Annotated in this window: 19 protein-coding genes, 1 tRNA gene and 2 pseudogenes; 20 read left to right on the top strand and 2 right to left on the bottom strand. The window is 47.3% G+C overall.

The annotated features are described in order from the left end of the window. Positions 1–6: 6 nt before the first annotated feature. Genes WMO28_RS00310 through WMO28_RS00300 form a run of 3 tightly spaced genes read left to right on the top strand, consistent with a single transcriptional unit; the run spans position 7 to position 2,615 of the window. Positions 7–858: an ABC transporter ATP-binding protein gene (locus tag WMO28_RS00310; protein ID WP_349055733.1), complete on the top strand. Its 852-nt coding sequence runs from the start codon at positions 7–9 to the stop codon at positions 856–858. Further along, complete coding sequence (locus tag WMO28_RS00305; RefSeq protein WP_349055732.1) at positions 855–1,508, top strand: ABC-2 transporter permease; 654 nt, start codon at positions 855–857, stop codon at positions 1,506–1,508. Before WMO28_RS00310 ends, WMO28_RS00305 begins: the two co-directional genes overlap by 4 nt. 3 nt (positions 1,509–1,511) lie before the next feature. Further along, positions 1,512–2,615, top strand: a complete 1,104-nt coding sequence (locus WMO28_RS00300; RefSeq protein ID WP_178642472.1) for a DUF362 domain-containing protein — start codon at positions 1,512–1,514, stop codon at positions 2,613–2,615. A 291-nt stretch (positions 2,616–2,906) separates the two neighbouring features. Here the strand turns inward: WMO28_RS00300 and WMO28_RS00295 are convergent, their stop codons facing one another. After that, on the bottom strand, positions 2,907–3,494 hold the full coding sequence (locus tag WMO28_RS00295) for a cytidylate kinase-like family protein (protein WP_349055731.1): 588 nt from the start codon (positions 3,492–3,494) through the stop codon (positions 2,907–2,909). A gap of 275 nt (positions 3,495–3,769) precedes the next feature. Here WMO28_RS00295 and WMO28_RS00290 point away from each other — a divergent pair, with 275 nt between their 5' ends. The 14 genes and pseudogenes from WMO28_RS00290 (at position 3,770) to WMO28_RS00225 (ending at position 16,492) form a co-directional block, all read left to right on the top strand. Then, entirely contained in the window at positions 3,770–4,111 is a 342-nt protein-coding gene (locus tag WMO28_RS00290; RefSeq protein ID WP_349055730.1) for an efflux RND transporter periplasmic adaptor subunit, read from the top strand. Further along, on the top strand, positions 4,108–4,989 hold the full coding sequence (locus WMO28_RS00285) for a hypothetical protein (RefSeq protein ID WP_349055729.1): 882 nt from the start codon (positions 4,108–4,110) through the stop codon (positions 4,987–4,989). Before WMO28_RS00290 ends, WMO28_RS00285 begins: the two co-directional genes overlap by 4 nt. After that, positions 4,986–5,168, top strand: a complete 183-nt coding sequence (locus tag WMO28_RS00280) for a hypothetical protein (protein WP_349055728.1) — start codon at positions 4,986–4,988, stop codon at positions 5,166–5,168. The genes WMO28_RS00285 and WMO28_RS00280 overlap by 4 nt, the downstream gene beginning before the upstream one ends. A gap of 104 nt (positions 5,169–5,272) precedes the next feature. Then, a complete protein-coding gene (locus tag WMO28_RS00275; protein WP_349055727.1) occupies positions 5,273–5,854 on the top strand; it encodes an efflux RND transporter periplasmic adaptor subunit in 582 nt (193 codons plus the stop codon). Between the two features lie 2 nt (positions 5,855–5,856). Further along, positions 5,857–6,708 (top strand): annotated as a pseudogene (locus WMO28_RS00270) (ABC transporter permease); the annotation flags it as partial. Positions 6,709–6,931: 223 nt separating this feature from the next. Further along, entirely contained in the window at positions 6,932–8,893 is a 1,962-nt protein-coding gene (locus WMO28_RS00265) for a M28 family peptidase (RefSeq protein WP_435375649.1), read from the top strand. A 45-nt stretch (positions 8,894–8,938) separates the two neighbouring features. Then, entirely contained in the window at positions 8,939–9,574 is a 636-nt protein-coding gene (locus WMO28_RS00260; protein WP_349055724.1) for a GNAT family N-acetyltransferase, read from the top strand. Positions 9,575–9,663: 89 nt separating this feature from the next. Continuing rightward, complete coding sequence (locus WMO28_RS00255; RefSeq protein ID WP_349055723.1) at positions 9,664–10,473, top strand: FAD binding domain-containing protein; 810 nt, start codon at positions 9,664–9,666, stop codon at positions 10,471–10,473. Beyond that, positions 10,473–10,943 (top strand): (2Fe-2S)-binding protein, encoded by a 471-nt coding sequence (locus WMO28_RS00250; protein ID WP_349055722.1) that lies wholly within the window; start codon positions 10,473–10,475, stop codon positions 10,941–10,943. The genes WMO28_RS00255 and WMO28_RS00250 overlap by 1 nt, the downstream gene beginning before the upstream one ends. Beyond that, entirely contained in the window at positions 10,940–13,234 is a 2,295-nt protein-coding gene (locus WMO28_RS00245; RefSeq protein ID WP_349055721.1) for a xanthine dehydrogenase family protein molybdopterin-binding subunit, read from the top strand. The genes WMO28_RS00250 and WMO28_RS00245 overlap by 4 nt, the downstream gene beginning before the upstream one ends. Positions 13,235–13,237: 3 nt before the next feature. Further along, positions 13,238–14,296 carry a DUF6077 domain-containing protein gene (locus WMO28_RS00240; RefSeq protein WP_349055720.1) on the top strand — a complete coding sequence of 353 codons (1,059 nt, stop codon included), beginning with the start codon at positions 13,238–13,240 and terminating at the stop codon, positions 14,294–14,296. 109 nt (positions 14,297–14,405) lie between these two features. Next, the gene (locus WMO28_RS00235; protein ID WP_349055719.1) at positions 14,406–15,239 is read left to right on the top strand and encodes a hypothetical protein; all 834 of its coding nucleotides are present in this window, start codon (positions 14,406–14,408) and stop codon (positions 15,237–15,239) included. A 204-nt stretch (positions 15,240–15,443) separates the two neighbouring features. Then, a tRNA-Arg gene (locus WMO28_RS00230) sits at positions 15,444–15,515 on the top strand. Positions 15,516–15,571: 56 nt separating this feature from the next. Next, positions 15,572–16,492 carry an SH3 domain-containing protein gene (locus tag WMO28_RS00225; protein ID WP_349055718.1) on the top strand — a complete coding sequence of 307 codons (921 nt, stop codon included), beginning with the start codon at positions 15,572–15,574 and terminating at the stop codon, positions 16,490–16,492. A 111-nt stretch (positions 16,493–16,603) separates the two neighbouring features. On the opposite strand, the gene WMO28_RS00220 is transcribed toward WMO28_RS00225, so the two are convergent. After that, positions 16,604–17,125 carry an N-acetylmuramoyl-L-alanine amidase family protein gene (locus tag WMO28_RS00220; protein WP_349055717.1) on the bottom strand — a complete coding sequence of 174 codons (522 nt, stop codon included), beginning with the start codon at positions 17,123–17,125 and terminating at the stop codon, positions 16,604–16,606. 111 nt (positions 17,126–17,236) lie between these two features. On the opposite strand from WMO28_RS00220, the pseudogene WMO28_RS00215 reads away from it, so the two are divergent. The 3 genes and pseudogenes from WMO28_RS00215 to metA all read left to right on the top strand — a co-directional run. Continuing rightward, positions 17,237–17,890: pseudogene (locus tag WMO28_RS00215) on the top strand (pseudouridine synthase); the annotation flags it as partial. Between the two features lie 82 nt (positions 17,891–17,972). Further along, entirely contained in the window at positions 17,973–19,943 is a 1,971-nt protein-coding gene (gene ligA, locus WMO28_RS00210; protein WP_178641285.1) for an NAD-dependent DNA ligase LigA, read from the top strand. A gap of 91 nt (positions 19,944–20,034) precedes the next feature. Then, positions 20,035–20,967, top strand: coding sequence for a homoserine O-acetyltransferase MetA (metA, locus tag WMO28_RS00205; protein WP_349055716.1), 933 nt, complete (start codon positions 20,035–20,037; stop codon positions 20,965–20,967). Positions 20,968–21,003 lie beyond the last annotated feature (36 nt).

Here is a 21,003-nt window from a genome sequence, read left to right as displayed (position 1 = left end):
TCGGGTATGTTAGCAGAGCTTACAGAGGTAAGGAAACAGTATGGGGATTTTTTCATGAACTGTACCATGTGCCTTGAGGAAGGCAGAGTTACAGGACTGATCGGGAAGAATGGGGCAGGGAAGAGCACAGCATTTAAAGCACTTCTCGGGCTGATCCATATAGATGGAGGTACAGTCCGCGTTATGGGACAGAACGGAGTCCCACTTAATGTACAGCAGAAAGGTCAGATCGGTGTTGCACTTTCGGACAGTACATTCAGCGGCTATCTGACTGTGAAACAGGTCATACATATTATGGAAAAAATGTATCCTGGCTTTGAAAGGGAAAGGTTTATAGCTGAATGTCATAAAACAGCTGTTCCTCTGGATAAAAAAATAAAAGAATTCTCCACAGGAACACGGGCGAAACTGAAGGTTCTTCTTGCGCTGAGTTATGGGGCAAGGATGTTGATCCTGGATGAACCGACGGCAGGACTGGATGTGGTTGCCAGGGAACAGATACTGGATCTTCTCAGGGAATATATGGAGCAGGAGGGTAGAGGAATTCTCATAAGCTCGCATATTTCATCAGATCTGGAGGGGCTTTGCGATGATGTTTATCTGATCCATGAGGGAAAAATTCTTCTTCATGAAGATATGGATGTGATCCTTGATAGCTATGGTCTGCTGAAAATGAATCCAGACAGCTTCGGGAAGCTGGATAAGAGCTATATTCTTCGGACAGTAAAGGAAGCCTGGGGTTACAGCTGTCTGACAAATGAGAAGCAGTTTTATGTGGAAAATTATCCAGAGCTTGTGGTGGAAAAGGGTTCGGTGGATGAGATCGTTTCCATGATCTCGAAAGGAGAAGACTTATGAGAGGTTTTTTACAGAAAGATATGGAGCTTATGACACAGAACAGGTCAATGCCTGTGATCATTCTGGTCATGACGGTTTTTATGATCTGTGCTAAGAATGAATCTTTTGTTGTCAGCTATCTTGGCATGATGGGTGGCTTTGTGTCAATGTCTACGATATCCTATGATGAAGCGGATCAGGGAATGGGGTATCTTATGACGCTGCCGTCTACAAGGCGACTTTATGTTGTGGAGAAATATATTTTTGGATATGGAGTAAGTATTCTGTTTCTGGCATTTGGGATTCTTGCATGGCTTGTGGCAGATATATTCAGAGGAATCAGCCTGGAACCGGAGGAGCTGCTGATGAACTGTGGGATCGGACTCCTGATAGTGGTTGTGATGCTGGTCGTTCTTGTGCCGATACAATTGAAGTTTGGCACGGATAATGGTAGAATCGTTATGGCTGCTGTGTTTATGGGAATTTTCGGAGCTGTTTATCTGGTCTCCAGGGTGGCAGAAGAGGCAGGGATAGATATGGATCAGCTGCTGGTGGATATCCGGTCTTCTGGTATTCCGGTGCTGTTTTTGATATGTCTTGTTCTGCTTGGCGCTGTTACGTGTATTTCCTGTGGAATCAGCATCTGCATCCTGGAGAGAAAGGAATTTTAGACAATGAAAAAGAATCAGATTCTGATTACCGCTGGTACGGATTATAAAAAAATAACGAAGGAGATTCTGGAAGAAGCGGATCTTCAGTCCCATATTATGGACAGAACAAAGAAGATCGGAATCAAACCGAACCTGGTTTCTCCATCAGAGGCTTCCTGGGGGGCAACGACCCATCCAGAGGTGGTTGCCGGTATTATTGAATATCTTAAGGAACGTGGTTTTTCGGATATTGTGATGATGGAGGGCTCCTGGGTGGGAGATAAGACGAATGAGGCGGTTGAGGTATGTGGTTATGATCGTCTTTCGAAAGAGTATCAGGTGCCTTTCTGGGATATGCAGAAGGATAAAGGGGTTCCAGTGGATTGCGGTGGCATGGAGCTGAATATCTGTGAGCGTGTGAGGGAGATCGATTTTCTGATCAATGTGCCGGTTCTGAAGGGCCACTGTCAGACGAAGATCACGTGTGCGCTTAAGAATATGAAGGGTCTGATCCCGAATAGGGAGAAGAGGCGTTTTCATTCACTGGGGCTTCATAAGCCGATCGCGCATCTGAATATGGGAATCCGACAGGATTTTATTGTGGTGGATAATATCTGCGGGGATCTGGATTTTGAGGACGGTGGTAATCCGGTTGTAATGAACCGTGTACTGGCTGTCTGTGATCCTGTTCTTGTAGATGCTTATGTGTGTCAGATGATGCACTACGAGGTTGAGGATGTGCCTTATGTGAAGCTGGCTGGCGAGCTTGGTGTTGGATGTTCGGATATCACGAAGGCGGAGATACGGTTCTGTGCGGCTGAGGCGGACAGAGTGCTTCCGAAATCCAGGAAGGTTGTGGAGCTTGCGGATGCCGTGGAAGAGGTAGAGTCCTGCAGTGCCTGCTACGGATATCTGATCCCGGCACTGGAGATGCTGAAGGATGAGGGGCTTTTTGAGAAGCTTCATGAGAAGATCTGTATCGGGCAGGGATACCGTGGCCAGACGGGTGAGCTGGGCGTGGGGAACTGTACGTGTAAGTTCAGACATTATGTGGCGGGATGTCCGCCGTTGGAGAATGATATTTATGAGTTTTTGAAAGGGTATGTGTTAGACGAACGGACGCCGTGAATGGTGGAGTGGCGTCGCGGACGCGCTGCGTGCCACCGGAAAAGAGTCGAATCTGGACGGGAATCCTTTTAACTACTGCAACAATCTCGGCACAGCGCAGCGCCTGCCAGCCCCGTAGAATACATCGCCTTGTCAGAAAATAAACACAATCAAAGTGTAGAGCAGCGGCGTGACCAGAGGGGAGGGGTTTGGGGAGGGGGAACGGCCTTTCGCAACTATGAGTGCCTCCCCTCCCCGCATATATTTCCCCGTCTTTGTCAAAGCCACCCACTCTGGGAAAGGAAGAAAAATCTAAAGACTATCTTTCACAATTTCTACAATCTGTTCCATAGAAAACCGGCTACTATCAATACACAGATCATACTGTGTCATATCCATCCATTTAGAATCTGTAAAATACTCATAATAAGCCCTGCGTTCTTTATCCATCTTCTTTACCAGTTTCCGTGCGCTGGCTTCCTCGCGGCCGGTTCGGCGGATAACATTCTGTACTCTCTCTTCAAAGGGTGCATGAATAAAAAGTTTCAGGGATTTATCCTTCAGAATATTCGTAGCGCACCGCCCGACGATCACGCAATCCTCTTTCTGCGGGAGAGAAAGTATGATTTTTCTCTGCAGATCATAAAGCACATCATTCATGGGAATGAAGGAGAAGTTGTCCGTAAACTGGAGTTCACTGTCAACAGGGAACATCCACTGGCTGGCTTTTTTTTCATCGACCTTTGCCAGGGTATCAAAAGGCAGATTATTCTTCTTGGCTGCCATGTCGATCAGCTCTTTGTCATAAAAACCCATATCCAACTTTTCTGCCAGTGTCTTGCCGATCAGACGTCCGTTGCTTCCGAACATACGATTGATAGTGATGATACGCTTTGCCATAATAAAACCCCCTTTTATCTCAGACCGGAAATGAAATTCTGCTTTTCCGGTTCTTATATTCTTATACTTCTTTTATAACATATTCAGAACAAAAATACCAGAAAATTATAGAAAATATTTAAAATAATAGTAAAAATATACAAACAGAATTCGAAACAGACAGAAAATTGTACAAAGTAAAGCTGCATAAAACAAAGTTTTTTCACCTGGATTTCACAGATCGCACAAAAAGTTTACACATTTTTTAGTTCATTACATATCTGGAGGTCAGAGGAATGAAGGGACGACGAAAAAAGCTTATGATTATCATACCGGTAACCTGTGTCTGTGTAGCGGGAGCAGGAACATTAGGGTATTTTAAACTGAGAAACACGCGGCCTGCAGTGCAGGAGACGACACCTATGCAGTCAGCGGAGGCAAAAAAGGGAAACCTTTCAAAAACAATTGTTGAAACCGGTAACCTGGAGCTCGCGGATGCGGTTGATCTGAATGTTCCGTCTGGCCTTGAGATCAGCGAGGTGCAGGTGGCAAGCGGTGATGAGGTGAAAGAAGGGGATGTACTTGCTGTCGTGGATGCGAGTTCGATCCTAGAGGCAATGGATCAGATGGAAGAGTGAAGAAGATCAACGTGTCTGCCGGATCAGATATTGCAGATGTGATGGTCAGTGACGGTGCCCTGATGGTTTTATCCCTGGATGGAAAAATGGCAGTTTCGCTTGCGGATGTGTCCGGTGTGTCTGCCGGTGATACTGTGACGGTTGTGCTTTCTTCAGGGACAGAAGTCAGTGGAACTGTAGATTCTGTCAGTGGTGATGATTGTGTGGTTACGGTTACGGATGATGGAACTACATATGGGGACATGGTTGCAGTGACAGACAGCAGTGGAAATGAGCTGGGAAGCGGAGAGCTAACGATTCATCAACCGCTTGAGATCACAGGAACCTCTGGTACGGTTTCTGTTGTGAATGTATCCGAGAATACCAGTGTGTCGGAGGATACGACCATCCTTACGCTTGAGGGAAACGCCAATGAGACGGAGTATCAGGAACTTCTGGCAAAGCGGGAGGCCAGAACTGTGACTTTGAAAAAGCTGATTCAGCTGAAAACGGACCCGGAGATCAGGGCGGAAATTGCCGGAACTGCGCAGAGTGTGAATGCGTCTGCGGGAAGCGGTACGTCAGATTCCGGTTCGACGGGAAGCAGCACAGGAAGTACTGCATCGGGCAGTACAAGTACATCCGGTGGGAAAACGGTTTCACAGATGTCGTATACTACAGTGAAAGATATATTTGCCTCTGATAATAAAGCTGTATCGAAAAGTGCGGAGAGTAGTGCTGAAAACAATACAAAAAATGCGATTCAGAAAGAACAGATGAGGCAGCGTCATTGGCAGTTACAGCAGAAACAGAGGATTTTTCTGTCGATGAGGAAGACAATACAGAAGAGAATACAGAAGACAATATACAGGGGGAAACGCCAGAGGATTCTTCGGTGATCTTGCAGTTTGCCATAACTACGGAAGGGGAGTGTACAGCTGCGAATCTGGTTGTTGCTGCACCGGCAACAGGCGGTACGCCAGTGATTGTTGTAAATGTGACGGATGGAACATACACCGGTACGGTGTCCTGGAATCCGGGAAATGAAATAACAACGCCGAAGAGGATGATGCACTGACAGACGGAATCAATACGGGTGGTATAGACAAAAACGGAACAGATGGAACGGATAACACCGGAAGCAGCGACAATGGAACCGGTACTCAGACAGGCTCCGGCAATATGACCGGAAATACTTCTTCCGCCGGAAATATAACAGGGAACACAACAGGAAATATTGCTTCCGGTACATCTGCGACCGAGACAAAGGACTCACAGAATTCCTCAGATTCTTCATCCGCAGAAAGCACGGAGGCCACAGTTCTCTCAACCTCTGAGTACAGTACAGACGTTGCGCTTTTTACCATTTCCCCGGATGATACCATGACCTTGAATGTAAGTGTGGACGAACTGGATATCAATTCCGTGGAAATCGGGCAGGAGGCAGCGATCACATTCGATGCTATTGAGGATAAGGAATTTATCGGCGAGGTAACTGAAATCGGAAATACAGCATCGGTAAGTGGCGGTGTTGCGAAATACACAGTATCAGTTTCTGTTCCGAAAGATGAGCAGATGAAGCAGGGCATGAATGCTTCTGCGACGGTCACGATCGAGAACCGTGAAAATGTGATCACCATTCCTGTAAACGCACTGCAGGAAAAAGGGGACCGGGTTTTCGTCTATACCAGTACGGATGAAGAGGGAAATCTTTCCGGTGAGACAGAAGTAAAGACAGGGACTTTCGGATGGAACAACGGTTGAGATCACGGATGGGCTCCAGCTACCTTACTGTGACGATCTCGGATGATAAGGAAAATCCGCTTCGTCTGAATGAGCTGTCGGATTTTTCAGTGCCAGATGAGGTGGACGAGGTAGCGCCTGTTTCCTGGACCAGCGTTACTGCAAAAACAAGTAATTCCAGCGGCACCATAACACTGATAGGAACTACGGGAGGCTATATGGATATTCAGGGACTGGAGCTGTACAGTGGACGTTTCCTGAAAAAAACAGATACAGATAACAATTCCTATGTTGTGGTGATCACGAAAGATACGGCTACAGAGCTTCTGGGACGGGCAGATGCCACAGATGAGAAGAGCTTGGAGCCGGCGAAGAATGCACTGACAGAGCTTCTTCTGGAACGTTTTGGACAGGATGAGGATGCTTTTTCCGTTGTGGATCAGTCGGAGATCATGGAGGCTATGTCCAATGTGACGAATACCATGTCACTGATGATCGGCGGGATTGCGGCAATCTCTCTTTTGGTAGGAGGAATCGGGATCATGAATATCATGCTGGTTTCGGTTACGGAGCGAACGAGAGAGATCGGAATCCGAAAGGCTATCGGCGCGAAGTGGGGAACCATTATGCTGCAGTTTCTTATGGAAGCACTTCTGGTAAGCCTGATGGGCTGCGTGGCGGGGATTGGTCTGGCCTGGGTGATCCTTAAGGTGGCAGGAATCGTCATGAAAGATTCCATGAGCTTTGCCATGGATATGAAGGTGGTGTGGGTTTCTGTAGGATTCTCCGCACTGATCGGTGTCATTTTCGGACTCTACCCGGCAAATAAGGCAGCATCCAAGAAACCGATCGAAGCATTACGGTATTCCGGTTAAACATATAGAATAATCAGCATGAGAGATAGCGCAATTTGTTACAGGTGTCAGACACCGGAACAGATTGCGCTGATTTATTATTTTGTCTGGAAATCTCGACTATGATAAGGTATAATTCATAATAAATGAAACGAGCAGAGAAAGGGTGACGGAAGATTTGAACATCGTGGAGAAATGTGTTTCATGCCTAGACGTTGAAGAGTCCTATGATCTGGCCAGGCGGATGGAACAGGAGAAGACCAATCCGGTCCTGGGTTACCGTACAGCAGGCTCTCTGGCAGAGAGAAAGACCGGAGATATGCTCTGTGAGGAAATGAAGAAAGCCGGCCTTACCCAGGTGGAAAAAGACCGCATCACAGTAGATGCCTGGGAATTCCATAAGGCGGTCATGCGCTATCCGGACGCAGACGGCAGTATCAGGGAGATTCAGCTGGGAGCATACCAGACAGATTTTCAGACGGAGGGCTTTGAGAAATTTGAGCTTGTTTATCTGGGAAAAGGAACTGCGGATGAGTACCGCAACGTAGATGTGAAGGGCAAGCTGGTGCTTGTGGAGATCAATCAGCGGGAAGAGTGGTGGATCAATTATCCAGTATACCAGGCACATCTGAAAGGTGCAGCAGCCCTGATCGCTGTCCAGAGCAGAGGGTATGCCCAGATCGATGATACGGCATTGAATGCACAGGATATTGCAGGTCCGCCAGAGGCTCCTGCTTTTTCCATGTCAAGAGCAGATTTCCTCAAAATACAAAAGCTCATGAAAGCGAAACAGGAGGGCGGGAGAACGCTGCCGGAGATCACGGTGGAGTTTGATGCGGAAACGCAGGTGAAGAAAGATCAGTATACTTATAATATTATAGGAAAGATTCCAGGTAGCTGTTCGGATTCCATGATCCTCTTAAGTGCACATTATGACTCGTATTTTGAGGGCTTTCAGGATGACAATGCAGCAGTGGCAATGATCATCGGGATCGCACGGGCACTGATCCGTGGCGGCTACCGGCCATATCACACCATTGTAGTATGTGCCCTCGCAGCAGAGGAATGGGGAATTTCCGATACGAAATATGACTGGTCCACAGGTGCTTACCGGCAGGTGTTTGAGGCAAGACCAGACTGGCCGGGGCATGTGATCGCGGACTTTAATTTTGAGCTTCCGGCACATGCACACAGTACCAGGGACGCTGTGCGCTGTACCTATGAGTATGCGGATTTTGTCCAGAAATTTGTGGATACGGTTTTAATGCCGGAGGGAATCTATCCGGACGGAATGACCACACTTTATCCTATTGAGACATGGTCGGATGATTTTACCATGTCCATTTCCGGAATCCCCTCCATGGTCAATGATTTCAGCGGCGGGCCGTTTATGGAGAACTATTATCATTCCCAGTATGACAATCAGGATGTTTATGAGGAAGCGGTTTATAAATTTCATCATGAATTTTATCTGCGCCTTCTTATGGCGGTTGATTCTCTTACACTGCCGCCCCTGGATTTCGGCCGTGTGCTTGCAGGAAGCATTGAGAGCCTTGATATGAAGCTGTGTATGCGTACCGGTGCCAACGGAGCACTCCTTCTTTCAAAGACTGAGCAGGCAAAAAAAGTAGCAGCACAGCTTTTTGAAAAGATCCGTCAGTGGAACAGCCAGCCGGTTGCTGACCAGAACTGGAAAAAATCCGATGCCATCACAAAGAAGCTTCTTGCCGTATTCAAAAAATCCCAGGATTACCTGGTGCGCCTGGACTGGGAGGACAATGTGATCTTTCCGCAGCAGGCAGTGCAGAATAATTTGTATGCACTGGATGAGGCGATGAGCTTCCTTGAAAAAGGTGAGATTGCACCGGCTCTGGAGGCTTTTTACAGCATAGATAACAACTGTTATGCGTTCCAGTTCGAGCGAGAGGTTTTTTATCATTTTACAGAATATATCATGAAGCAGTCACCGGAGCGTCTGATGTGGGGAAAAGGCAGGATCCTACACCACGAGAATCTGTATGACATCGTAAAAAGCCTCAGGGAAAAACAGCCCGGGGACAGCCTTGAGACAGAGCGCAGACAGCTGAAGGAAGCCTGGGAACGTCAGAAGAATTACTACATAGATGATATCGAATATCTGATCCGTGCGGCAGACAAGCTTAACGATATGATCCGCGAGACGATCCGGATGTTCGAGGAAGAATAAAAAAATAACAGCATCCCGGAGTGCGCCGGGAGCCTGGAGGAAAAAATGGAAAGCCATAATTTATACCGAGTGAAAGAAGAAGACCTGGAGAAGCTGATCCGGATACTGACCGTATGCTTTGCGGAGGATCCTCTGTATCATGCGCTGATCCCGGATAAGGATACCCGTGAGAGACTGATGCCCGAGCTTTTCACCTGTGATCTTACGGAGTTTTTTGAGACCTGCGAGATCTATGCAGACAGCAGTGAGCTGAACAGTGTTCTTGTAGTGTCAGACGGAACGGAGCACGAGGCAGCACTGCACAATCTGATGGTAGATTTTTTTGCACTGCTGAAAACCGATGGGTATCTGATCAAGGAGGATCCAAGCCTTTCCACCTTGTGGAAATTCATTCAGGGAAAAGACTATCTCAATTCCAGTTGGACTTCCCAGCTGCACACAGCAGAGAGACTTCATGTGATCTATCTGGCTGTGGTGCCGCAGATGCAGCATCACGGACTGGCCGAGAAGCTGATGGATGAGGTCATTGACTATGCAGACCGGAATAAGCTGATGATCTCACTGGAAACTCACAATCCGGTGAATGTATCCATGTATGAAAAATTCGGATTTAAGTTATACGGTATTGTGCAGAAGAAAGGCTTTGATCTGAAGCAGTACTGTATGATCAAACAGGCGTAAAATGGAAATAGCAGTGGATATTTTTATACGGGTCTGCTAAAATTAACACTTGGATAAATAATGATAATATTTTTCAGAAGGGAAAAAATATGCTCAAGATAAAAAATTATGTAAAGGCAGAGAGTCTTACCCAGGCCTATGAGCTGAATCAGAAAAAAACAGCCATTATTCTGGGCGGCATGGTCTGGCTGAAAATGGGCAATCGCAATATTGTCACAGCTATAGACCTTTCCGGGCTGGGACTGGATACGATCACAGAAACAGAAGAAGAGTTTGTGATCGGATGTATGACCCCGCTTCACACGCTGGAGACTCATAAATCGCTCAATGAATATACCAATGGTGCGATCCGTGAGAGTGTCCGTCATATCGTAGGCGTGCAGTTCCGCAACTGCGCCACAGTGGGCGGAAGTATTTTCGGGCGTTTCGGATTTTCGGATGTGCTCACTATGTTCCTTGCCATGGATACCTGGGTAGAGCTTTATGACAGAGGAAGGATCCCGCTTACAGAATTTGCACAGATGGAGCGTGACAATGATATCCTTGTAAATATCATTGTGAAAAAGGCTCCTCTGAATACAGTGTACTTAAGTCAGCGGAATAACTCCACAGATTTTCCGGTGCTGACCTGTGCAGCTTCGCTTATTGACGGAGTGCCGAGAACCGTGATCGGTGCAAGACCGGCCAGAGCCGTTGTTGCAGAGGATACAGAAGGCATTCTCGCAGATTTTGCAAAGAAGGATCCGCAGGAGAAAAAAGAGGCAGCGAAGGCTTTTGCCGAATATGCAGCAGAGCATGTTGCTACCGATAAAAATATGCGTGCCTCAAAAGAATACAGAACCCTCCTTGTAAAAGTTCTTACAAGAAGAGCATGGGAAGAGATTGGAGGTAGAGATTGATGAACATCACGTTCTGGTTAAACGGAAGAAAAAAACAGGCAGAGGTAGATGCTTCCGAGCTGCTTCTGGATTTTCTCCGCAAAAACAGCTGCTACAGCGTGAAACGTGGCTGTGAAACAGCGAACTGTGGACTTTGCACGGTTCTGATGGATGACCGTCCGGTTCTTTCCTGCTCCATGCTGGCTGCACGTGCAGATGGTAAAAAGATCGTCACACTGGAAGGCATGCAGGAGGAAGCAAAAGAATTCGGCCAGTTTATGGCTAATGAGGGAGCAGAGCAGTGTGGTTTTTGCAATCCTGGCTTTATCATGAATGTTTTTGCCATGCTCCGTGAGCTTGAGGATCCTACAGAGGATGAGATTCGGGAATATCTTTCCGGAAACCTGTGCCGCTGCTCCGGGTTTGTGGGACAGACAAGAAGTATCCTGAAATTTCTCGACTACAAAAAAAGACAGGAGGAAGGAGAATGAAATACGTAAATAAACCGGTACCAAAAACAGATGCCATGTCACTGGTAACCGGAAAACCGGTCTACACCGATGATCTTGCGCCTTCAGACTGTCTTATTGTGAAGCTTCTTCGAAGCCCGTATGCCAACGCCTGGGTGGAAGAAATCAAGACCGACGCGGCAAAAAAAATAGAAGGAATCGCCTGTGTTCTTACATATGATGATGTTTCCCATAAGCGTTTTACCCTGGCAGGTCAGACAGCGCCGGAAATCAGCCCGTGGGATCGTTATATCATTGATAAGCATGTGCGTTTTGTAGGAGATACGGTTGCCATTGTAGCCGGTGAGACAGAAGAAGCTGTTGACAAGGCCCTGAAACGCATCAAGGTAAAGTACCGTGTGGAGGAGCCGGTGCTTGACATTCATACAGCCAAAGATAATCCTATCCTGGTTCATCCGGAGGAGGACTGGTATATGCCGATCCCAGCAGGCGGCGATAATAAGCGTAATCTGTGTTCTTCCAATGTAGAAGAGGTGGGGGACGTGGATGCCATGCTGGAAAAATGCGCTTATACCGTAGATCAGGTCTATCATACGAAGGCCAACCAGCAGACTATGATGGAGACGTTCCGGACATATTGCTATATGGATCATTTTCAGAGACTGACCGTGGTTTCTTCCACACAGATTCCGTTCCATGTCAGACGAATCGTAGGAAATGCACTGGATATCCCGTCCTCTAAGATCCGCGTGATCAAGCCTCGAATTGGCGGTGGCTTCGGAGCGAAGCAGTCTTCTGTCAGCGAGGTTTATCCGGCACTTGTGACCTGGGTCACAGGACGGCCGTCCAAGATCATTTTTTCAAGAAAAGAGTCCATGATCGCATCCTCACCGCGTCATGAGATGGAAGTCCGTATCCGCATGGGTGCCGACGAAAACGGTATCGTAAAAGCAATCGATCTTTATACGCTTTCCAACACAGGAGCCTACGGGGAGCATGGCCCGACAACCGTCGGACTTTCCGGACATAAGTCCATTGCACTCTACAGACATACCGAGGCTTACCGGTTTGCCTATGATGTGGTCTATACGAATATGCAGGCAGCCGGTGCGTACCGTGGCTATGGTGCGACCCAGGGTATTTTTGCAGTGGAGTCTGCGGCAGATGAGCTGGCGCACAAGATGGGTATCGATCCGGTGAAATTCCGGGAGATGAACATGCCGATGGAGGGAGAAGCCCTTCCTGGATATCCGGATGTTCCGATCAACGGAAGCTGTACCATGGACAAATGCGTGGCCCGTGCAAAAGAAATGATTGGCTGGGATGAGAAATACCCGTTCCGTGATATGGGTAACGGCAAGGTCCGTGGTGTAGGAATCGCCATGGCCATGCAGGGCTCATCCATTGCGGGAATCGATGTAGGTGGTGCGGATATCAAGCTCAACGAGGATGGCTCCTATACACTAGCACTTGGATGCTCAGATATGGGAACCGGCTGCGACACGATCCTTGCACAGATGGCGGCAGACTGTCTGGATACCGACATGAAAAACATCGTTGTATTCAGTGTGGATACAGATATTTCACCATATGATTCCGGCTCCTATGCTTCTTCAACTACCTATGCTACAGGAAATGCAGTGATCCAGGCCTGCACAGAGCTGAGAAAACGAATTCATGCTTTCGGTGCGGATATGCTGGGGGTAGCTTTGGAGGATACCGATTTTGACGGAACCATCGTTCGCACAGAAGACGGTAAGGAGGTTACCCTGAGACAGATCGCAGGAAAGAGCACCTGTGGTATCAGCAGTGAGCTTCAGGTGACAAAGGAATTTTCTTCTCCGATCTCCCCGCCGCCGTTTATGGCAGGTGCTGCTGAGGTTGAGATTGATAAGGAGACAGGACAGGTCGATGTGATCGATTATGTTGGTGTGATCGACTGCGGAACTCCGATCAACCCGAATCTTGCCAGGGTACAGGCAGAGGGCGGTATCGGACAGGGAATCGGAATGGCTCTTTATGAGGATGTGAAGTACACAGATAAAGGTAAGATACGGAACAATTCGTTCATGCAGTACAAGATTCCGAACCGTATGGATCTTCCAAGCGTCCGGATCGAGTTTGAGAGCAGCTATGAGAAGAGCGGACCGTTTGGTGCGAAATCCATCGGCGAGCTTGTGATCGATACTCCGTGCCCGGCGATTGCCAACGCAGTTTATAATGCAACAGGAGTCCGTGTCCGTGAGCTTCCGATCACTCCGGAAAAGGTTGCTATGGGAATCCTGGCTAAGGAAAACGGAGAGAAGGTGTAAAGGATGCGAGAACTGATGCTGATTCCGGCAGGTATCATCCTGGAGCTTCTTGTGTTTTTCTGTGCAGGAAGCCTTCTGATGCGACTTCTTCGGATGAAGGCAGAGACATCCATGGCACTTTTTATGGGATATCTTCTGTATTTTTCGGTATTTGAGCTGATTGCTGTGCCTATGACTCTGAAATGGATAAGCCTCACACATTTTGCGTGGTTCTGGGCAGCGGTTATGGTTTCGACAGTTTTTGCGGGCTGCCTGTTTTTGCACAGACAATGGTTTCATCAGTTGAGAGAATGGGGGAATGTGCTTAAGGCTCATTCCTGGATGCTTCTGCTTGTGGCAGCAGTAGTTCTTCTGCAATGTCTGCTGGTGGCAGCATATCAGGATAATACAGCAGATGCGGCACATTACGTTGGTGAGGTGAGCACATCTGTATATACGGACACGCTGGCCAGGTATAATCCCCTTACTGGAGTGCTTCAGAAGAATTTTAATATCCGATATGACCTGTCAGCATATCCGATGAACAATGCGGTATGGTGCTGTCTCCTTGGAATTCATCCGATCGTACAGTCCAAGATCGTGATGGCAGTTGTGAATGTTCTGATGATCAATCTGCTTTTTTACCAGCTTGGAAAAAAGCTTTTCAGGGAAGATGTGAAGAAGGCAGACCTTTTTGTGGTCTTTGTATGCCTGCTGCAGCTGTTTTCCTATTCCCTTTATACATCAGGAACCTTCCAGCTTACCCGATGCTATGAAGGAAAAGCCTTGCTTGCCAATGTAGCGATCCCGGCTGCATTTTATGCGGCGGTCTGCCTGTGGATGGATGAAAAGTCTCGAAATACCTGGGTGTTTCTTGTGCTGGCTTCCGTCAGTGCGCTGACTTTTTCCGGATCATCCATTATTTATCCGGTGGCAGTCAGTGCAGCAGTACTTCCGGTAATGCTTTTCCGGAGAAAACTTTCCTGGGCGATCCCTTATGCACTTTGTATGGTGTCGGGATTTCTCTATGCGGCGGTTTATTTTTCGTCGAAGTTGGGATGGCTGGTGTTTCCGGCATCGTAAATACTGCATGCAGCGAAGAAATATACAGCATTTCGGGAAACGGCGGACAGAACCGGAAATGGTGCCTGCCCGGAATGCTGCAAAAATGCTACAAATAGGAGAATAGAAAATGGCAGGAGTAACGATCGAAGAGCTTGGCCTTAATTTTGTGAAGGTCTGCATGGAAAATTACTGGAGTGGCTGTATATTGCCGGTATTTTTTCTGCTGGGGATCCTGTGGAATATTTTCTGCCACAAGAAAAAAGAGGCCTGGGTCTTTCTGTTTTATACCGTCTTTCTGGCACTTACGGTATACAATCCGTTCCTTGTGAAATATGTTGTGCCAAAGGCGAATTTTGAAAATGAATATTATCGGTTCATATGGATCCTTCCGGTGATACCGGGTGTTGCGTATTACGCGGTGCGTCTAGTGGGACTTATCCGGGCAAAATGGGCAAAAGTCCTCCTTGCTGTCATTCTGGGAGGGGTGATCGTGGCTACCGGAACTCCCATTCCTGGCATTGCAAAGGATTTTGCCGTTGCAGAGAATATCTACAAAGTTCCGGATGAGCTGCGCTCCATCTGTGATGTGATACACAAAGACAGCAAAAATGAACAGCCACGGATCGTTTTCGGCGATGATATGAATATGGTGGCAAGACAGTATGATCCTTCCCTGATCCTGGTTCTGAACCGGAATTATCGTCTGTACAGGGCAGGAAGCACAGTGGTGGGAAACTACGAAAAAAAGAAGGATTATCAGATACAGAAGGTGATCATGGATGTGGTCAGCTACCAGATGACAGATACAGATATGAAGAAATTCAAATCATCTCTGAAAAAGACGAAAACAGAGTATCTTGTGGTTCAGCTGGAGCAGAACTGCCACGATTATCTTCGCGAGGCAGGATGTGTGCCTGTGGCGCAGACCGAAAAATATGTTGTATACAGGTATGAGGGGTGATGAAACTTCACTCCTCTGTCTGATACAGACAGATTTTTTGGAAAAATATGGTTGACAAATATGGCGAAAATGCTCGAAATGTGTGATGAATGTACACTGTTTAAAAAAATCTTTACAATTTTTTGTTTTTGTGTTAGAATCAAAGACAGTGTAAGCCTACTTTGATAATTTCATATCCGATTTGCGAGTTATGTTTTTCATTATGCACCTGTAGCTCAGTGGATAGAGCAGTGGTTTCCGGTACCATGTGCGGGGGTTCGATTCCCTTCAGGTGTGCTACCCGGGACAGTGGAGCTGTTCCGGTGTGTTGTTATGATAAGGAGGACAAGAACTTGGATGATTTCAGAGAATGGTTATCAGATAACCTTCGCTATTTTATGTTAGGCGGAGCAATTCTGTTAATCGTGCTTGTTCTGATCTTTGGCGTGCGCGCCTGTGTTGGAGGTAAGAAGGGGAATTCCAATGAAGATCAGACAACAGCCAAAAGTAACCAGGAAAATGATCCTTCTTCTCCGGCAAATGATGGGGAGACAGACGAGAAGAAAGACGCCAGTCCCGCAGCAGAAGCTGATGCGGAGACAACCATGGAAAAAGCCAGCACGGAAGTAACCGAGCTGATTCAAAGCTATTATAAAGCTTTTGGGGAAAAAGACATTGCAACACTTAAGACGATCGAGGACGGATTTACACCGGCCGACGAGTCACAGGTTAATTCAAGGGATTATATTGACGGATATGAGGTACAGGATGTTTACGCGAAGAAAGGAATGACGGACGGCTCGTATGTCGTTTATGTCGTCTTTAATTATATCTGTACAGGTATTGAAACTCCGGTTCCGGCACTGAGCCAGTTTTATGTTGAGACAGACAGTGACGGAAGCCTGAAGATCAAGGGAGGCGCTGATGCGGATACAGATATCAGTGCTTATGTTAAGAAATTAGAATCTGAGAAGGATGTACAGGATCTTATCACGAAAGTAAAGGCTGATTATGATGCGGCTCAGAAAAATGATTCCTCTCTGGCAGAGTTTCTGCAGGGGCTTGGTGATGATGCCAGTGCTTCCGCAGAGTCAGGAACAATGATGACAGTCACAGAGGACTGTAATGTTCGTGCTTCAGCAGATTCAGAGGGTGAGATTATCGGTGGTTTTTCTGCGGGAACGGAAGTTGAGAAGAAGGGGCAGGAAGGCGACTGGATACAGGTTGATTATGATGGACAGACCGGATATATATACAGTGGTCTGCTGGAATAAATAATAAGGGTAAATAGGAAATGCAGGTTCCGATATGGAGCCTGCATTTTTTTTACAATTATGTTTTTTGTAATCGCACTGACAGTGCAGGGCAGCTGCACCAACGGGGGGCTATTTTTGAATAGAGCCATCGTCGGCAGTCTTATATTTCTTCCCATCTGCAGTGAAAGTACCTGTCTGAAGAATTCCATCCTCGTCCAGATAATAGGTTTTGCGTTTCAGCTTCAGCCATTCTCGCTGCATGATTCCGTTCTTATTAAAATAGTAGCGTTTGCCATCTGTATCGGTAAGCCAGCCTGTGTAGGCAGTGCCATCTACCATAAAAAGCCAGTCAGAGCCATTGGCTGTCCATACACCATTCTCAGCTTCCGGGGAAGCTTTCTGCGTTTCGGGTGTGGGAGTCGGAGTCGACGTGGCAGGTATTATGTCGGAGTCCGAAGAAGCTGCCGTATCAGAAACAGTCGGAACCGGGGTTGCTTCCGGAACGACCGCAGTATCTCTGATAGTAACGGAAAGCTTGCTGTTTCCGGAAGGACCGGCGGATGACTGGGTAAAAAGAATGCCACAGAGCAGGCACAAAAAAATCGAAATAAAGATCAGAAGCCGGTGAATGTGTGAATTACGGCCTTGCATATTTTTTCCTCCTGATGATTGGTCTGTTCCTGTTAATCATACAATACCTGTATTAAAAATACAAGGAAAATAAGCGTTGCGAACACCAGTGAAAGAATATATAATAGAACAATGGACGAAAAAATCAGAATCAATAAATATTTAAGTGACGCAGGCGTCTGCTCCAGAAGAGAGGCAGACAGACTGACAGAAGAGGGGCGTATCACTGTTGACGGAGAGGCAGTTCCGGCCGGTACGAAGGTATCGCCGGGAGCCAGGATCTGTATCGACGGAAAGCCTATAACCATACAGGGAAGAAGGATCCTCCTCCTCTTTAACAAACCAAGAGGGATTGTCTGCAGTACGAAGCAGCAGCGAGAGGAGATGACCGTGACCGAATATCTGAACTATCCGGTGCGGATATATCCCATAGGCCGTCTTGATAAGGAATCTCAGGGGCTTTTGCTTCTTACGAATGAGGGAAGCCTTGTGAACCGTATCATGAAAGCCGGGAATTTTCATGAGAAGGAATATCAGGTGACAGTCAACAAACCGGTCACACCGGAATTCATAAAAGGCATGAGTGGCGGAGTGCCGATCCTGGACACCGTGACCCGCACCTGTAAGGTGACAAAAACAGGAAAGAACGGTTTTTCTATTATTCTTACCCAGGGCCTGAACCGGCAGATCCGCCGGATGTGTGAATATTTCGGCTACCGGGTCGTAACACTGAAGAGAGTACGGATCATGAATCTGATGATCGACGGTATTGAAGAAGGCAAATACCGGGAGATTACGCCGCGGGAACGTGCGAAACTGGAGGAACTGCTTTCCTCCGAAAAACCAAAAAGAGAAACAGGAGGAAGGCATGAACGAAGAAACCATCAAAGAAATGAAAGAACTGGGGGCAAGGCTCCGGGAAGCATCAAAGGCGTATTATCAGGAAGACAGGGAGATCATGCCAAACGTGGAGTACGACGCTCTGTACGACCAGCTGGAAGCTCTGGAGAAAGAAACAGGGGTGGTTCTGGCAGACAGTCCCACCGTTAATGTAGGATACGAAGCAGTTGATCAGCTTCCCAAGGAGGAGCATGAGCGACCGATGCTTTCTCTGGATAAGACGAAGGAGAGAGAAGCACTGCGGGAATTTATCGGAGATCATCCGACCCTTCTTTCCTGGAAGATGGACGGACTTACCATAGTACTGACCTATGAGAATGGAGAGCTTATCAAGGCTGTCACCAGAGGAAACGGTATCGTAGGCGAGGTGATCACCAACAATGCCAGAGTATTCAAGAACATTCCTTTGAAGATTTCTTTTAAGGGAAGGCTGGTACTCCGAGGAGAGGCGATTATCACCTATTCTGATTTTGAGCGGATCAATGAACAGATCGGAGATGCGGATGCCAGATATAAAAATCCAAGGAACCTCTGCAGCGGTTCAGTCCGCCAGCTGAATAACGAGATCACTGCGAAGAGAAATGTGCGTTTTTATGCCTTTTCTCTGGTAAGTGCAGACAGAGTGGATTTTAAGAATTCCAGAGAAGAACAGTTCAAGTGGTTGGCCGGACAGGGCTTCGAGGTTGTGGAGTACCGTAAGGTCACAGGAGAAACCCTGGATGCGGCGATGGATTATTTTGCGGAAGCAGTTACGAAGAATGATTTTCCATCGGACGGACTGGTTGCCCTGTATGACAATATTTCCTATGGGGAATCCCTGGGAACCACAGCGAAGTTTCCACGCAATGCCATGGCATTTAAATGGGCGGACGAGATGCGTGACACGAAGCTTCTGGAGATCGAGTGGAGTCCGTCAAGAACAGGCCTTATCAATCCGGTGGCGATCTTTGAACCTGTGGAGCTGGAGGGTACCACGGTCAGCAGAGCCAGCGTTCATAACATCAGCATCATGAAAGAGCTGAAGCTTGGAATTGGAGATACGATCCGTGTTTACAAAGCGAATATGATCATTCCGCAGATCGCGGAGAATCTTACTGGAAGCGGAAATGCACCGATTCCACCGACCTGCCCGGCGTGTGGCCAGGATACCGTGATCCGTAAGGAGAATGAGGTGGAGAGCCTTTTCTGCCCGAACCCGGACTGCCCGGCGAAAAAGATCAAATCTTTTGCACTGTTTACAAGCAGGGATGCCATGAATATCGACGGACTTTCTGAGGCTACACTGGAGAAATTTATCGCAAGAGGTTTTATCCATGATTTTGGCGATATTTTTGAGATCAGCAGATATAAGGATGAGATCGTGGAGATGGAGGGCTTTGGCCAGAAATCCTATGACAATCTGATCGACAGCCTGGAGAAGACGAAAGAGACTACGCTTCCACGGGTGATCTACAGCCTTGGCATTGCCAACATCGGTATTGCCAATGCGAAGGTGATCTGTCGTCATTTTGACAACGACCTGGAGAAGCTCCGCCATGCAGATCTGGAAGAGGTCAGCGATATTGATACTATCGGGCCAGTGATCGCCGGGAATCTTGTGGAGTATTTTAAAAATGAAGAGAATAACCGGCGACTGGATCATCTGATGAGCTTTCTTCATATTCAGGAAGAGGGACCGAAGCAGGAGCAGATTTTTGCAGGAATGAACTTCGTGATCACAGGAAGCCTGGTACATTTCGGAAATCGTAGTGAGGCCAAAGAGCTGATCGAATCTTTGGGAGGTAAGGTGACCGGCTCTGTAACAAAAAAGACGAATTATCTCATCAATAACGATGTGCAGTCCAATTCGTCCAAAAATAAAAAGGCCAGAGAACTTGAGATACCGATTCTGTCTGAGGAGGATTTTCTCAAGCTTGCAGGACGCGGAAGCGAAAACTGAGACAGTTGGAATGTGAGAAATATCCGGCTTCATAAATGAAGATAAGGGTGATTTCTGAGGGATTCACCTTATACATAAAGGAGGGCTAACAATGCCGATCAAAACACAGGGAGATCTTCCGGTAAAGGAGATCCTTGAAAGAGAAAATATATTTGTGATGGATGAGAAGCGTGCCATGCATCAGGACATCCGTCCGATTCAGATTCTAATCCTGAATCTGATGCCGCTGAAAGAAGAGACAGAGCTGCAGCTTCTGCGCTCTCTTTCCAATACACCGCTGCAGGTGGATGTGACTTTTATGGCTGTGGAAAGCCACGAGGCAAAAAACACATCTCTCAGTCATCTGAATAAATTCTATGAGACTTTTTCAGATGTTAAGAAACGTAAATTCGATGGAATGATCATTACAGGAGCGCCGGTGGAGCAGATGCCTTTTGAGGAGGTAGACTACTGGGAGGAGCTGACGGAGATCATGAACTGGACTGAGAAGCATGTGACCTCCACGATCTTTCTCTGCTGGGCGGCGCAGGCCAGCCTGTACCACTTCTATGGCCTGGAGAAAAAGCCTCTGGACAAAAAAATGTTCGGTCTTTTCTGGCATAAGGTCCTGAACCGCAAGATCCCGCTTGTACGTGGCTTTGATGATGTATTTCTTGCCCCGCATTCCAGACATACAGAGGTTCCGATCGAAGATATCCGTGCCTGCAAAGATCTGACCATTCTGGCGGAGAGTGAGGAAGCAGGTCTTTTCCTTGCCATGGCAGAGGGCGGCCGCAAGATCTTCGTTATGGGACATCCGGAATACGACCGTGTGACCCTGGACGGAGAGTACAAGCGCGACCTTGCCAAGGGTCTTCCGATTGAGATTCCGAAGAACTACTACGAGAACGATGATCCAAACAACAAGCCACTGCTCACATGGCGAGCACATGCGAACAACCTTTATACAAACTGGCTGAATTATTACGTTTATCAGTCAACCCCGTTCGACCTGTACGGGACACCGGATTTTAAGGAACTGTAGAAAATATGCCCCGTTCTTTCTTTGAAAAATCACATT

The sequence above is a fragment of the Blautia aquisgranensis genome (assembly GCF_040096615.1).
Lineage (GTDB): Bacteria > Bacillota > Clostridia > Lachnospirales > Lachnospiraceae > Blautia_A > Blautia_A aquisgranensis.
This window is presented reverse-complemented; position numbering and strand designations above follow the sequence as displayed.

What these genes read in the sequence shown, in the direction of transcription:
- WMO28_RS00310 (WP_349055733.1), top strand. Translation starts at nt 7, where the DNA reads ATGTTAGCAGAGCTTACAGAGGTAAGGAAACAGTATGGGGATTTTTTC.
- WMO28_RS00305 (WP_349055732.1), top strand. Translation starts at nt 855, where the DNA reads ATGAGAGGTTTTTTACAGAAAGATATGGAGCTTATGACACAGAACAGG.
- WMO28_RS00300 (WP_178642472.1), top strand. Translation starts at nt 1,512, where the DNA reads ATGAAAAAGAATCAGATTCTGATTACCGCTGGTACGGATTATAAAAAA.
- WMO28_RS00295 (WP_349055731.1), bottom strand. Translation starts at nt 3,494, where the DNA reads ATGGCAAAGCGTATCATCACTATCAATCGTATGTTCGGAAGCAACGGA.
- WMO28_RS00290 (WP_349055730.1), top strand. Translation starts at nt 3,770, where the DNA reads ATGAAGGGACGACGAAAAAAGCTTATGATTATCATACCGGTAACCTGT.
- WMO28_RS00275 (WP_349055727.1), top strand. Translation starts at nt 5,273, where the DNA reads ATGACCGGAAATACTTCTTCCGCCGGAAATATAACAGGGAACACAACA.
- WMO28_RS00265 (WP_435375649.1), top strand. Translation starts at nt 6,932, where the DNA reads ATGGAACAGGAGAAGACCAATCCGGTCCTGGGTTACCGTACAGCAGGC.
- WMO28_RS00260 (WP_349055724.1), top strand. Translation starts at nt 8,939, where the DNA reads ATGGAAAGCCATAATTTATACCGAGTGAAAGAAGAAGACCTGGAGAAG.
- WMO28_RS00255 (WP_349055723.1), top strand. Translation starts at nt 9,664, where the DNA reads ATGCTCAAGATAAAAAATTATGTAAAGGCAGAGAGTCTTACCCAGGCC.
- WMO28_RS00250 (WP_349055722.1), top strand. Translation starts at nt 10,473, where the DNA reads ATGAACATCACGTTCTGGTTAAACGGAAGAAAAAAACAGGCAGAGGTA.
- WMO28_RS00245 (WP_349055721.1), top strand. Translation starts at nt 10,940, where the DNA reads ATGAAATACGTAAATAAACCGGTACCAAAAACAGATGCCATGTCACTG.
- WMO28_RS00240 (WP_349055720.1), top strand. Translation starts at nt 13,238, where the DNA reads ATGCGAGAACTGATGCTGATTCCGGCAGGTATCATCCTGGAGCTTCTT.
- WMO28_RS00235 (WP_349055719.1), top strand. Translation starts at nt 14,406, where the DNA reads ATGGCAGGAGTAACGATCGAAGAGCTTGGCCTTAATTTTGTGAAGGTC.
- WMO28_RS00220 (WP_349055717.1), bottom strand. Translation starts at nt 17,125, where the DNA reads ATGCAAGGCCGTAATTCACACATTCACCGGCTTCTGATCTTTATTTCG.
- ligA (WP_178641285.1), top strand. Translation starts at nt 17,973, where the DNA reads ATGAACGAAGAAACCATCAAAGAAATGAAAGAACTGGGGGCAAGGCTC.
- metA (WP_349055716.1), top strand. Translation starts at nt 20,035, where the DNA reads ATGCCGATCAAAACACAGGGAGATCTTCCGGTAAAGGAGATCCTTGAA.